This is a genomic window from Streptomyces sp. AV19, assembly GCF_015999245.1.
GTDB lineage: Bacteria > Actinomycetota > Actinomycetes > Streptomycetales > Streptomycetaceae > Streptomyces.
In genome coordinates this window covers 26,964-38,783 of the sequence record NZ_JAEAMR010000020.1, presented here as the reverse complement: position 1 = coordinate 38,783, position 11,820 = coordinate 26,964, and the positions used below count along the sequence as shown (strand labels likewise).

Sequence of the window (11,820 nt, the reverse complement as noted above, 5' to 3'; positions counted from 1 at the left end):
GGGGGGGGGGGGGGGGGGGGGGGCGGGGGGGGGGCTCCGCCCCCCGGGGCCCCCCGGGGGGGGCCGGGCCCCCCAAAAAACCCCCCGGGGGCCGGGGGGGGGCCCACCCCCCCGGGCGGCCCCGGTGAACAGCCCCGGTGAACGACCCCGCTCGCGGCGTCAGTTCTTCAGCGCGCTGCGCTTCTGCCACTGCTCCCAGGTCTCCTGCCAGACCTCGAGCCCGTTGCCGACGTCCGTCTTCTCCGTGTTGCTGGTGCCCTTGACCTCGACGGTGGAGCCGATCGACAGGAAGTCGTAGACCGTCTTGGCGTCCTGGGTGGTCATGCCGAAGCAGCCGTGGCTGTTGTTGACCACGCCGACCTGGTTGTTCCAGGGCGCGGAGTGCAGGAAGGTGCCGGAGGCGGTCATGTGGGTGACCCACTTGGAGTCCAGCATCCACTGCTTGCCGTAGCCGATCGTGGACGAGTCCATGGTCTCGTCGGCGGCCTTGCTGCGCACGGTGTGGATGCCGCCGCGGGTGGGGGCCTCCGGGGAGCCCGCGGAGCCCTTGACGCTGCCGACCGGCTTGCCGTTCTCGATCATGGTCAGCGTGTGGCCGGGGACGTCGATGACGGCCTTGCGGTCGGCGCCTATCGTGAACGAGTAGTCGTAGTCGCGGGCGAACCAGCCGCCCTCGCCGGAGTTGACGCCGGCGAGCGAGCCCTTGACGGAGACCTTGGTGCCGCCGGGCCAGTAGGTCTTGGGCCGCCAGTCGAGCCGGTCGTTGCCGCTGTAGTCGGTCACCCAGCCCCAGGCGCCCTCCACGTTCGTGCTGGAGGTGACCTTGAAGTTCTTCTCGACCTCGGCCCGCTTGTCCTTGTCGATCTTGTGGTCGAAGAGGATCGAGACGGGCATGCCGGTGCCCACCGTCTGCCCGTTCTGCGGCATGTTGGTGAGCTTGTTGATCTTCGCCGGCTGCTCGGTGGTGAACGTCGCGGTCTCCGAGGACTTGCGGCCCTTGGCGCCCTCGGCGGCGGTCTTCACCGTGTACGTGGTCTTGGGCTTGACCTTGCCGGCCGACTGCCAGGAGGCGCCGTCCGCGGCCAGCTTGCCCTCGACCTTCTCCCCCTTGTCGTCCTTGACCTCGACGGAGGTGAGCTTGCCGCCGTCGGCCTTGACCGAGATCGGCGAGCCGAGCTTGACCTCCTTGCTCCCGCCCGCCGGGCTGACGGTCACCTTCGCCGCGGCCCCGGCGTCCTCGGAGGACCCTCCGGAACCCCCCGAGCAGGCGGACAGCGCCAGCGACCCCACCAGGGCGGACATCAACAGGACGGGACGACGGCCCGATCCGACGTGCACGAGAACAACCTCCAAGAACTGCGGCTCCATGGCGGGCACGCATCCCCCCGCCACCCTTAACAGATGATCTGAAGGCGGCTGCGGTTCCTGAAGAAAGCCATATTTGTGCAGGCAAAATGGCGAACAGCCGATGATTCCTTAACGGAACGACCACTTCCACCGGTCATTTCGGGAGCGCCAGGTGGAGAAGTGACGGGCGCACAGCTTCCAGTACGCGCCCCTGACCAGGGCGACGCGCCCCATCCCGCAAGGGATTGCCCCGCCCCACAGGAGATTTACGCGGCCGGGACCACCGCGACGGGACACCGCGCGTGGTGCAGTGCCGCATGGCTGACCCGGCCCAGGTGCAAACCGAGGCCGTGGTGCCAGCGCACGGCGCCGACGACGAGCAGGTCGGCGTCGGCCGAGGCGTCGACGAGCGCCCTGCGGGGCGGCCCCTCGACGGTGGCGGCGCGTACCACGACCTCCGGGTGCTGCTCCACCGCCGGGCGCAGCGCGTCGTCCAGCTCGCGTCCGGCACGCTCCTCAGCGTCGAGGGTGGCGCCGCTGGGCAGCGGATAGTGGTCCACCGACTGCCGTACGGGGTGGCGCCAGGCGCGCAGGGCGTGCACCTCGCAGCCGCGCGCCGCGGCCTCGCGGAAGGCGAAGCGGACGGCGGCCGGGGCCTCCTCCTCGTCACCGACGCCCAGCAGGACGCGGCCGTGCTCCCCCTGGACGGCGGCTTCGTCGCCGCGGACGACGACCACGGGGCAGTGGGAGCGGCCGGCGACGGCCAGGCTGACCGAGCCGAGGAGGAGCCCGGTCAGGGCGCCCCGGCCGGACGGGCCGGTGACCAGGAGGAAGGCGTGGCGGCTGGCCTCCACCAGGGCGTTGACGGCCTCTTCGGGCGCGGTGTCCGCGTGCACCCGCAGGGCGGGGTCCCGCTCCTGGGCGCGGCGCGCGGCGGCGATGGTGACGGCCTCCTCGGCCAGCGTCTCGGGAGAGGGACCCTCGGCCGGCGGGAGCCGGCCCTCGTAGCGCTCCCACAGGGAGGCGTACAGGATGCGCAGCCGCACGTCGTGGCGGGCCGCCTCGTCCACGGCCCAGTCCAGTGCCGTCAGGCTGCCCGGGGATCCGTCGACCCCCACGACCAGGGGGAGCTCCATCGCCTCTCACCGCCTCACCGCGCGCAATGCGCCGCCGCCGGCACTTCCACCTTCGCACCGCCCGGGACCGGGCGCGACCGCACCCGGCGGCCCGCGCTCGCGGCGGCCGCGCGGTGCGCGGAGCATGGGGGTATGGCCAAGGAAACCCGGGGCGCGCTGCTCGCCCGCCATCAGGAGGCGCTCGGTCTGTTCGGGGAGCGGGTGCACGCCATCCGCCCGCGCCAGTGGGACGGGCCGACGCCGTGCACACAGTGGACGGTGCGCGACCTGGTGAACCATCTGACCGCGGAACAGCTGTGGGTACCACGGCTGTTGGACGGCGAGACGGCCGACGACGTCGGCTCCGAACTGGACGGGGACGTGCTGGGCGACGACCCCGCCGGGATGTGGGACGAGGCCGCCGCGGCCGCGGCGGAGGCGTTCTCCCGGCGGGGCGCGCTGGGCCGCAGCGTGCCGCTGTCCTACGGCGAGACGGGCGCGGACGCGTACTGCGCGGAGATGACCGCCGACGCGGTGGTGCACACCTGGGACCTGTCGCGGGCGATCGGCGCCCCCGAGCGGGTGCCGGACGACCTGGTGGCGGCGGCGGAGCGGGTGTTCGGGGCGTACGGGGACGACATGTCCCCGACAGGCCTGTTCGCCGCCCCGGTGCCGGTGCCGGAGGGCGCGGACGCGTGGACGGCGCTGCTGGCCCGGCTGGGACGGCGGGTCTGAGCGGGCGCCCGGGGTCTTCTCCCGGCCGGGGCGGCTCGGTTATAAGGAATGAATGGGCTTTTCTCCCCACGGATCTCCCCACGGGTCTCCTCACCCGTCTCCCCACGCGTCTCCTCGCGCGGCGCGAGGACGCGCCGTGGTGCGGGCGATCGTGGCCGCGGGGGTCTGCGTGGCGATGGTGAGTTCCTGCGACGCGGGGTCGGACGGGCGCGACGGCGCGCGGGCCGCCGCCGATTCCGCGGCGGCCGCCTCGGCGGCTCCCGGCGCGGACACCGTGATGATCATTCGTCACGCGGAGAAGCCGCGCGAGAAGGACGACGGCGAGAAGCCGCCCTTCGGGGTGACGGAGGACGGCGAGCGGAACGAGCACGCCCTGCTGGTGCGCGGCTGGCAGCGGGCGGGCGCGCTGGCCGGGCTGTTCGCCCCGGACGACGGGGAGCGGCCGCGCCGCGGCCTGCGGCGTCCGTCCGCGGTCTACGCCGCCGACGACCACGACGGCGGCAAGGGCCTGCGGCCCGCCGAGACGGTCGCCCCGCTCGCGGCGAAGCTGGGGCTGCGGGTGAACGTGTCCCACGGCCAGGGCGACGAGGCCGCCCTGGCCCGGGAGCTCGCCGGCCGGCACGGCGCCACGCTGGTCTCCTGGGAGCACCGCCGCATCGCCCGCATCGTCGAGGGGCTGGGGACGGTGCGTCCGGCGCCGCCCGGACAGTGGCCGGACGACCGCTTCGACCTGGTGTGGGTGTTCACCCGGGAGGGCAAGGGGTGGCGGTTCCGCCAGGTGCCGCAGCTGCTGCTGGCGGGCGACCGGTCGGACCCGGCGTAGGGCTCACCACGCCGGGTCCGGGGAGGGGTCAGGCCGCCGGCTTGGGGCAGAACTCGCCCCGGAAGACGTCGTTGTAGGGCTTGGTGGACGCCAGCCAGTCGCCGTTGATCTGGAAGGTCAGCGCGTGCTTGCCGTCGCGCGTGACCGCCGTGCTGGCCAGCGAGCCCCAGACGATGCCGTCGTGGCCGTAGACCTTGACGCCGCAGGGCAGCGAACGGACGATCAGGCCCAGGCCGTAGTCGAACGGGACGTCGTTGTTGGTCCCGTCCTCGGCCGGGACGGTGGTGAGCATGGCGTCGAGCTGCTTCTTGGGGAAGAGCTTGCCGCCGAGCAGGGCGCTGTAGAAGCGGTTGAGGTCACCGGTGGTGCTGATCATCTCGCCCGTGGCGCCGGACCAGGCCGGGTTGTACTCGGTGGCGTCGTGGATCTCCGGGCCGGGGTTCGCGGCGTAGAGCTTGGAGTAGCCGACCGGGTGCGGGGCGGGCATCTTGGGGTCGGTGCCGGGGAACGTCGTCCCGCGCAGGCCGAGCGGCTTGACGATCCGCTTCTCGGCCTCGCGGGCCCAGGCGTTGCCGGTGACCTTCTCGATGACCATGCCGGCGATCACGAAGTTGGTGTTGGAGTAGTGCCACGCGGTGCCCGGCGCCCAGTAGGGCGGGTGCTTGAGGCCCATGGCCACGATCTGCTCGGGCGAGCGGTACTCGTAGCGGTGCTCGAGGAAGCCCGGTCCGTTCATGTACGCGTTCCACTCCGGCGTCTCGACCATGTCGTGGATGCCGCTGGTGTGGTTGAGGAGCTGACGGAGCGTCACCTTGTTGCCGTCGTAGCCGTTGCCCTTCAGCAGGCCCGGCAGCCAGCGCTCGACGGAGTCGTCGAGGCGCAGCTTGCCCTCGGCCTCCAGCTGGAGGATGACGGTGGTGACGAAGGTCTTGGTGATGCTGCCCGCGCGGATGTGGTCCTTGGCGGTGCGCTTGGTCTTCGACTTGGTGTCGGCGTAGCCGGCCGACCCGAACCACTGCCCCTCGGGGGACGAGGTCTGGGCCGCGACGCCCGGCATGTCGGCCGCGACGAGCCCGTCGAGGGCCTCCTGCGTCCGCTGGTGCGCCCCCTGCGCGGCGACCGGCGCCGCGGTGGCGGGCCCGGCCAGGGCGACGGCGCCGACGGCGAGCGCCGCGGTGAGACCAAGCGCCCTGCCGCGTATACGGAGTGAGAGCTTCCGCATGTAAATCCCCTCAAAAGCACCACAAGTTGAGTGGCGTCACAATGATCACAAGCACACGCAGTATAGATTGACCGGTTCTTGACCAACCGAAGATTCTGGCCCACCGAAGATTTTGAGACACCTCATGCACGCCATCACGCATGCCCTCTCGGTCGCCGGTTCGATGGCCTGGGAGATCGCCTGGGCCCTGGTGCTCGGCTTCGCGCTCTCCGCCGTGGTGCAGGCCGTCGTCCGCCCCGCCGCGGTGGCCGGGACCCTCGGCGACGCCCGTCCGCGCACCCTCGCGCTGGCCGCCGGACTCGGCGCGGCCTCGTCGTCGTGCTCGTACGCGGCCGTGGCGCTGGCGCGTTCGCTGTTCCGCAAGGGCGCCGACTTCACCGCCTGCATGGCCTTCGAGGTGGCCTCGACCAATCTGGTCGTCGAACTCGGCGTGCTCCTGTGGCTGCTGATGGGCTGGCAGTTCACGGTCGCCGAGTACGCCGGGGGCACGGTGATGATCACCGTCCTGGCGCTGCTGTTCCGGGCGTTCCTGCGCGAGGACCTGCTGGCCCGGGCCCGCGCCCAGGCGGACCGGGGGCTGGCGGGGGCGATGGAGGGACACGCGGCGATGGACATGTCCGTGCGCGGCGAGGGGTCGTTCGTCCGCCGGCTGCTGTCCCCCGCGGGCTTCACGGCCACCGCGCACGTCTTCGTGATGGAGTGGGCGGCGATCCTGCGCGACCTGGTGCTGGGCCTGCTGGCCGCCGGGGCGGTCGCCGCCTGGGTGCCCGACTCCTTCTGGCGCTCCTTCTTCTTCGACGGCCATCCGCTGGCGGCCCGGGTGTGGGGCCCGCTGATCGGCCCCGTGGTGGCGCTGATGTCGTGCGTCTGCTCGATCGGCAACGTGCCGCTGGCGGTGGTGCTGTGGAAGGGCGGCATCAGTTTCGGCGGCGTCGTCTCGTTCGTCTTCGCCGACCTGCTGATCCTGCCGATCCTGGGCATCTACCGGAAGTACTACGGGACGCGCATGGCGCTCTTCCTGCTCGCCACCTTCTACCCGGCGGTGGCCGTCGCCGGCTGGCTGGTGGAGTCCGTCTTCGCCGGTCTGGGCCTGGTGCCCGGCCGGGGCGGGGCCGCCGTGGCCATGTCCGGCGTCTCGTGGGACTACACAACGTTCCTCAATATCGGTTTCCTGCTGCTCGCCGCCGTCCTCGTGGCCCGTTTCCTGGCGGCCGGCGGCGCGGGGATGCTGCGCGGGATGGGCGGCCCGCCGCCCGCGTGAGACGGGCCGGGGCGGGCCGCCCGGAGCGGGTCAGCCGAAGCGGACGCTGGAGAAGGACAGGTCCTTCGGGCCCTGCTGGCCGGAGGCGATGCGGGTCGCCTTCCCCTTGCACTGCTTGCCGCTGAAGACCGTCGCCGGCGATCCCGTCCCGTTGTGCGGGCCGCGCGCCGCCTGGCTCATGCTGAAGCACTTGCCGTCCGGCGGGTCCTGGACGAAGAACGGCCTGCCCCCGGTCTGGAAGGTGAACGGGCCCTTGGCGGCGGACGCCTCCAGGGGGCAGGTCAGGACGAGGGCGAGCCCGGCGAGGGCGGCGAGGACCGGACGGACAAGACGCATCATTGATCCATTTCTCGTACGAGGGACGTTGGGCCCGAAAGGGCCTTCACGCACTCAACGACCCGCGCCGCCGTGCGATACGCACCCCGCCCGTCAGCCTCCCAGCCCCGCGTCCCGCGCCAGCAGCGCCGCCTGGACCCGGTTCCCGCACTCCAGCTTGGCCAGGATCCGGCTGACGTAGGTCTTCACCGTGGCCTCGCTCATGTGCAGCCGCCGCCCCGCGTCGGCGTTGGAGAGCCCCTCGCCCAGCAGGGCCAGCACCTCGCGCTCCCGCTCGCTCAGCCCCGCCACCCGGGCCCGCGCCTCCTCGCCCCGGTCCTCGGCGGGCCCGGCGGCGAGGGAGTCGGCGACGTGCCGGGTCGCCGCGGGCGACAGGTACGCGTTGCCCGCGGCGGCGGCGCGGACCGCGCCCATCAGCTCACCGGGCGCCGAATCCTTGAGCAGGAAGCCGGCCCCGCCGTGCCGCAGGGCGCGCAGCACGTTCTCGCGCTCGCCGAAGGTGGTGAGGATCAGGACCCGTACCCCCGGGGCCGTGCGGCCCAGTTCGGCGAGCGCGGTGAGCCCGTCCATGACCGGCATCTGGATGTCGAGCAGCGCGACGTCCACCCGGCGCTGCCGCGCCTGCTCGACGGCCTCGCGTCCATTCGCCGCCTCCGCCACGACCTCGATGTCGTCGGCCGACGTCAGGATCATCCTGATGCCCGCCCGGATGAGCGGCTCGTCGTCGGCGATGAGGACGCGGATCACGGGGTCTCCTGATTGCTGATGTCTGCTGACCGTCTGCGGCTGGTCGACGGCTAGTCGTTCTTGGCGACGAACTCGCGCTTTTCGATCAGTTTCCCGTCCTTGAAGCAGAAGCGGTACACGCGGTCCCTGTTGATGTCCTCCGGGGAGTCCGTGGACAGCAGCGACAGGCACTGCGCGCCGGCGGGCTCGGCGGGCCCCTTGCCCCTGACGCCGGAGGTCAGGAACGACTCCCCGGAGGGCAGCTTCCTGCGGACCTCGGCCTCGGACGTGCCCACGGATATGGACCGGTAGAGGCCCGGGTCCATGGACGACTTCTGCATCTCGTCGAGGAGCTTGCCGATCCCCAGCACGGCCAGCACGGCGAGACCGGCGAGGACCAGCAGGCCCACCCCGCAGCCGACCAGACAGCCCCTGCTTCTCCTGACACTCATGATGTTCTTGAACTCCTCACGCGGATCGAGCGGATCGATGACCGCCTCACCGTCGCCCGGAGCCGTCGCGCGGGGCTGCTGCCGAAGGTCGTCGCCGGCCTCGGCCAAGGTCGTCTCCGGCCCCGCGTCGTAGGGGAGCACCCCCGCGAGCCGGAAGCCGCCGTCCTCCGTCGGTCCGGCGTGCACCATTCCGCCGGCCAGCCGGGCGCGTTCGCGCAGGCCCGTGAGCCCCTGGCCGCCGCTCACCGCGGCCGGGGCCGCCCCGGCGCCCGGAGGCACCGGGCCGTTGACGACCTCCACGACCAGCGAGTCCGCCTCGTAGAACAGGCCGACGGTGAGCCGCGCGCCGGGCGCGTGCTTGAACGCGTTCGTCAGCCCCTCCTGGACGATGCGGTACGCCGCGTGGTCGGCCGGGGATCGCCGGACCGGACGAGCCGTACGGACGTCCCCGCCGCGGCCGCCGACTCCACGAGCCCGTCGATGCCGGCCACCACGCCGGACTCGGCGCGCGCCTCCTCCACCGTGCCGTCCTTGAGGACGCCGACCACCGCGCGCAGTTCGTGCATGGCCGCGACGGACGCCTCGCGCAGCACCCCGACGGCCTCGCGCTGCTGCTCGCCCAGTCCTTGGGAGACCTCCAGGGCGCCCGACTGCACGGCGATCAGCGCCAGTTGGTGGCCGAGGCTGTCGTGCATGTCCTGGGCGATCCGCTGCCGCTCGCGCATCCGCGCCTGGCGGGCGATCATCTGGCGCTCACGCAGCAGCTGGGCGTTGCGCTCCCGGAGCGTCTGCAGCAGGGCCCGCCGCTGGCTCCAGTAGCGGCCGGTGATGCCGGGGACCACGGCCATCACCAGGAAGAGGAGGACGGAGAAGGCGATCCACACCGCCGACCTGTTGTCGCGCAGGACGATGGCCTCGAACGCGACGAAGGACGCGGAGTAGGCCGTCAGCGCCCGCAGCACGCCCTTGATCCGGCGGCCCGCGGACCAGGCGGCGACGATCAGCAGGAACCCGCCGTTCGTCGCCGCGTCCAGCGCCCCCGCGGCGATCAGCACGGTCGCGGGCACCGTGCGCCGCACCAGGGACAGCACCGCGACGGCGAGACCGGCCAGCAGCGTCCTGAGCAGGCCCTGGCCCGTCAGGAACTCGGCGGCGCCGGTGAGCAGGGCGAGACCGGCGGCCAGCGCGCTCTCGCCCACCACCCGCCGGCGTGACCACTGAGCCGGATCGGTCCACCGCGCCCAAAGATCACGAGCCCCACGCGTCACACCCATGACGTGCAGCCTAGGCAGACCCGCCGGGTCCCGGCGTTCGCCGAAGGTCTCGGGGCCGTTCCACGAAAGTCGTACGCCCCGGTCAGCGGCGGCCGCGCGGGTGACCGCCCAGCCACGCCAGGGCGCCCGCGACCAGGGCGGTCACCCCGGTGGACAGGGTGGGCTCGACGACCGGCGCGAAGTACGGGGTGTGCGGGGCGGGGACGTCGCGGGCCGTGGTGCCGGCCTTCTCCGCCCGGGCGTACGCCTCGGGGTCGCAGCCGCCCAGGAGCCAGTGGCAGACGGGGGCCCTGGCGGCGGTGCCGAGGATCCCCAGGTCGTCGCCGGCGGGCAGCGGCCCCGGGTCGGTCACGTTGTCCAGGCCGAGGACGGAGCCGACGGCGGTCATGGTGCGGTCCGCCGCGTCCGGGTCGTTGACCAGGACCGGGCAGGAGTCGAGGGGGGTGATCTCCGGGGGCCTGTCGGCACCGGACGCGCCGGCCTCGGCCCGCAGGATCCGCTCGATCGCCGCGAGGACGCGCTTGCGCACCCGGCGGTCGTAGGTGCGCACGTCCAGCCGCAGTTCGGCCTCGTCCGGGATGAGGCCGTCGTCGGCGCCGGCGCGCAGCGAGCCGACGGTGACGATCGCGGTGTCGCGGCCGGCCACCTCCCGCGAGACGACCGTCTGGAGCCTGAGCACCGCGGCCGCGGCCATGACCACCGGGTCCACGGTGGCCTCCGGCACGGAGGCGTGCCCGCCCCGCCCGGTCAGCCGCACGCGCAGGGAGTCGGCCGCCGCGAACGCCGGACCCGGGTGGCAGCCGACCGTCCCGGCGGGCAGGGCCGCCATCCGCTGCCCGAGCACGGCCTTGGGCCGGCCGAACCGCTTGAAGAGCCCGTCCTCGACCATCGCCTTCGCGCCCTCGCCGGTCTCCTGCGCGGGCTGGAAGACGGCGACGACGGTCCCGGACCAGTGCTCGCGCCCCTCCGCCAGCAGCCGCAGCGCCCCCACCAGGCAGGTGGTGTGCATGTCGTGGCCGCAGGCGTGCATCACCCCGTCGACCGCCGACGCGTGCGGCAGCCCGGTGCGCTCCGGCACGGGTACGGCGTCGAAGTCGGCCCGCAGCAGCACCGTGGGGCCGGCGCCGCGCTTGAGGACGGCCACGACGCCGGTCCGGCCCACGCTCTCGGTGACGTCGTAGCCGTAGGAGCGCACCTTGCGGGCGACCTCGGCGGCGGTCCGGTGCTCGGCGAACGACAGCTCGGGGTGGGCGTGCAGGTCGCGGTAGAGCGCCGCGAGCTCCCTGCGCCGGGCCTCGTCGAGCCCGGCCAGCACCTGTGTGATCGCGTCCGCCATGACCGCACCCTCTCGCTCCGGATCTGCTCCCCGCGGTCAACCCTCGCCCGGCAGAAGGGAGTCCGCCACCGCTCGGGGACGGGCGCGGCGCGGCGCGCGGGGCTCCGGGCACGGCCCGGCGCGGGGTCCGGGGGCGGGGGACGCGCTCGCGCGGGCTGCTCCGGATGGAGGACGGGCGGCTACGGCCCCGGCCTGCGGGCCGCGCGGGCCGTCGCCAGCAGCCAGCCGATGCCGAGCAGGGCGACGACCAGCAGGCCGCCGTCGGAGAAGAGCGTGTAGAGGTGCTTCTGTTCGGCCGTGGGGCGCGGCAGGTAGCCGTACTCGAAGAGGGTGCGCTCCGCGCCGGTCGCCGTCAGCTGGTACACCAGCCAGACGGCGATGCCGTTCACCGAGTCCCACAGCGCGTGCAGGACGGACACGCCCAGGTACGTGGCCCACACCCGGCCGGTGAGGTGGAAGTGCCCGTCGCGGCGGCAGCCGAACAGCGCGCCGCCCAGGATCGCGGTCCACAGCCCGTGTCCGAACGGGGCCAGCAGCCCGCGCAGGATCTCCGTCTCGATCAGGCCGCGCAGCGAGATGGTGCCCCGCACGGTGAACAGCGCGTTGAACGCGTAGCCGGAGCTCTCGAAGGCGGCGAAGCCGAAGCCGACGGCCGCGCCCAGCACCATCCCCGCGCGCACCCCGCGGATCTCCCGGCGCCGCCGCACCAGCAGGATCAGGGCCGCCCCCTTGACGGCCTCCTCGATGAGGCCCACGCCGAGGAAGAGCCAGACGGAGGGGTGGAGCAGGTAGTACTCCAGGACGGACGCGCCGAGCACGCCGAGCACCCCGCCCACCACGAAGCAGCCGATCAGCAGGCCCGCCCCGAGCTCCCGCCCGTACCGCTCGGCGGCCCACAGCGCGAAGCAGCCCGGGGTGAGGAAGCTGCCGAGCAGGATGAGGGTGGGCAGCAGATTGGTGTTCTGGGTGGTGAAGGTGACGATGACGGCCAGGACCCACAGTGCCAGGCCGCCGAGCAGGCACCGCAGCCACAGGTGGGACCTGGAGGGGGTGGGCGGGGGTGGTGGCGGCGGTGCCGGAGGGGGCGTCCGGGGCCCCCAGTGGGGCGGCTGATGCGGGTGGGGCGATGACATGCCCTCCATCAGACCCCGCGCGCCGGGTGCCCGCCCTCGCTGCGCGCCGTCCGGGTGAGC

At 73.3% G+C, this 11,820-nt stretch carries 12 protein-coding genes; 3 read left to right on the top strand and 9 right to left on the bottom strand.

Translation table 11 applies throughout. The features are described from left to right. Positions 1–159 precede the first annotated feature (159 nt). Positions 160–1,338 carry an Ig-like domain-containing protein gene (locus tag I5Q34_RS27105; RefSeq protein WP_277965733.1) on the bottom strand — a complete coding sequence of 393 codons (1,179 nt, stop codon included), beginning with the start codon at positions 1,336–1,338 and terminating at the stop codon, positions 160–162. A 275-nt stretch (positions 1,339–1,613) separates the two neighbouring features. Beyond that, a complete protein-coding gene (locus I5Q34_RS27100; RefSeq protein WP_199895068.1) occupies positions 1,614–2,483 on the bottom strand; it encodes a universal stress protein in 870 nt (289 codons plus the stop codon). Between the two features lie 132 nt (positions 2,484–2,615). Here I5Q34_RS27100 and I5Q34_RS27095 point away from each other — a divergent pair, with 132 nt between their 5' ends. Continuing rightward, complete coding sequence (locus tag I5Q34_RS27095; protein WP_199895067.1) at positions 2,616–3,197, top strand: TIGR03086 family metal-binding protein; 582 nt, start codon at positions 2,616–2,618, stop codon at positions 3,195–3,197. A gap of 136 nt (positions 3,198–3,333) precedes the next feature. Then, the gene (locus I5Q34_RS27090) at positions 3,334–4,020 is read left to right on the top strand and encodes a hypothetical protein (RefSeq protein WP_199895066.1); all 687 of its coding nucleotides are present in this window, start codon (positions 3,334–3,336) and stop codon (positions 4,018–4,020) included. Positions 4,021–4,048: 28 nt separating this feature from the next. Here the strand turns inward: I5Q34_RS27090 and I5Q34_RS27085 are convergent, their stop codons facing one another. After that, on the bottom strand, positions 4,049–5,242 hold the full coding sequence (locus I5Q34_RS27085; RefSeq protein WP_199895065.1) for a serine hydrolase: 1,194 nt from the start codon (positions 5,240–5,242) through the stop codon (positions 4,049–4,051). 124 nt (positions 5,243–5,366) lie between these two features. Here I5Q34_RS27085 and I5Q34_RS27080 point away from each other — a divergent pair, with 124 nt between their 5' ends. Continuing rightward, positions 5,367–6,503 (top strand): permease, encoded by a 1,137-nt coding sequence (locus I5Q34_RS27080; protein WP_199895064.1) that lies wholly within the window; start codon positions 5,367–5,369, stop codon positions 6,501–6,503. A gap of 30 nt (positions 6,504–6,533) precedes the next feature. On the opposite strand, the gene I5Q34_RS27075 is transcribed toward I5Q34_RS27080, so the two are convergent. From I5Q34_RS27075 to I5Q34_RS27055, 6 genes are all read right to left on the bottom strand, one after another. Next, a complete protein-coding gene (locus tag I5Q34_RS27075) occupies positions 6,534–6,842 on the bottom strand; it encodes a hypothetical protein (protein WP_199895063.1) in 309 nt (102 codons plus the stop codon). A 90-nt stretch (positions 6,843–6,932) separates the two neighbouring features. Beyond that, positions 6,933–7,586 (bottom strand): response regulator transcription factor, encoded by a 654-nt coding sequence (locus I5Q34_RS27070; protein WP_199895062.1) that lies wholly within the window; start codon positions 7,584–7,586, stop codon positions 6,933–6,935. A 50-nt stretch (positions 7,587–7,636) separates the two neighbouring features. After that, the gene (locus tag I5Q34_RS35895; protein ID WP_307811743.1) at positions 7,637–8,317 is read right to left on the bottom strand and encodes a hypothetical protein; all 681 of its coding nucleotides are present in this window, start codon (positions 8,315–8,317) and stop codon (positions 7,637–7,639) included. A gap of 71 nt (positions 8,318–8,388) precedes the next feature. Further along, positions 8,389–9,291 (bottom strand): histidine kinase, encoded by a 903-nt coding sequence (locus I5Q34_RS35890; protein ID WP_307811742.1) that lies wholly within the window; start codon positions 9,289–9,291, stop codon positions 8,389–8,391. Positions 9,292–9,373: 82 nt separating this feature from the next. Next, a complete protein-coding gene (locus I5Q34_RS27060) occupies positions 9,374–10,627 on the bottom strand; it encodes an amidohydrolase (protein ID WP_199895061.1) in 1,254 nt (417 codons plus the stop codon). Positions 10,628–10,806: 179 nt separating this feature from the next. After that, on the bottom strand, positions 10,807–11,760 hold the full coding sequence (locus tag I5Q34_RS27055; protein ID WP_199895060.1) for a PrsW family intramembrane metalloprotease: 954 nt from the start codon (positions 11,758–11,760) through the stop codon (positions 10,807–10,809). Between the last annotated feature and the right edge of the window lie 60 nt (positions 11,761–11,820).

Bases quoted from the DNA above. Each gene is read 5' to 3' on its own strand.
- I5Q34_RS27100 (WP_199895068.1), bottom strand. From the start codon at position 2,483: ATGGAGCTCCCCCTGGTCGTGGGGGTCGACGGATCCCCGGGCAGCCTG.
- I5Q34_RS27080 (WP_199895064.1), top strand. From the start codon at position 5,367: ATGCACGCCATCACGCATGCCCTCTCGGTCGCCGGTTCGATGGCCTGG.
- I5Q34_RS35890 (WP_307811742.1), bottom strand. From the start codon at position 9,291: ATGGGTGTGACGCGTGGGGCTCGTGATCTTTGGGCGCGGTGGACCGAT.
- I5Q34_RS27055 (WP_199895060.1), bottom strand. From the start codon at position 11,760: ATGTCATCGCCCCACCCGCATCAGCCGCCCCACTGGGGGCCCCGGACG.
- I5Q34_RS27075 (WP_199895063.1), bottom strand. From the start codon at position 6,842: ATGATGCGTCTTGTCCGTCCGGTCCTCGCCGCCCTCGCCGGGCTCGCC.
- I5Q34_RS27095 (WP_199895067.1), top strand. From the start codon at position 2,616: ATGGCCAAGGAAACCCGGGGCGCGCTGCTCGCCCGCCATCAGGAGGCG.
- I5Q34_RS27085 (WP_199895065.1), bottom strand. From the start codon at position 5,242: ATGCGGAAGCTCTCACTCCGTATACGCGGCAGGGCGCTTGGTCTCACC.
- I5Q34_RS27060 (WP_199895061.1), bottom strand. From the start codon at position 10,627: ATGGCGGACGCGATCACACAGGTGCTGGCCGGGCTCGACGAGGCCCGG.